Here is a 259-nt window from a genome sequence, read left to right on the forward strand (position 1 = left end):
CCGGCAGGTAAGCATTCGGTGGTCATAATGGATCAAGCTAGTTGGCACCAAGGTTCTCTAGCCGAAGAATTTAGCAATCTAACGATCATACATATTCCCCCTTATTCACCTGAACTAAATCCCATTGAGCAAGTATGGCGATGGATAAGGCAGAATGAATTAGGCAACAGGTGTTTTGAAAATTATAACGACATTGTGGAGCAGTGTTGTAGGGCTTGGAATCGATTCTGTGAAGACGTAAGCAGAGTCATATCGCTGT

General features: G+C 43.2%; 1 protein-coding gene. It reads left to right on the plus strand.

All coding sequences use genetic code 11. The features are described 5' to 3' along the window. The coding region (locus V6256_RS15350; RefSeq protein ID WP_341599122.1) for a transposase at positions 1-259 on the plus strand (259 nt) is incomplete at both ends.

It is taken from the genome of Psychromonas aquatilis, from assembly GCF_038155185.1.
Classification (GTDB): Bacteria; Pseudomonadota; Gammaproteobacteria; order Enterobacterales; family Psychromonadaceae; genus Psychromonas; species Psychromonas aquatilis.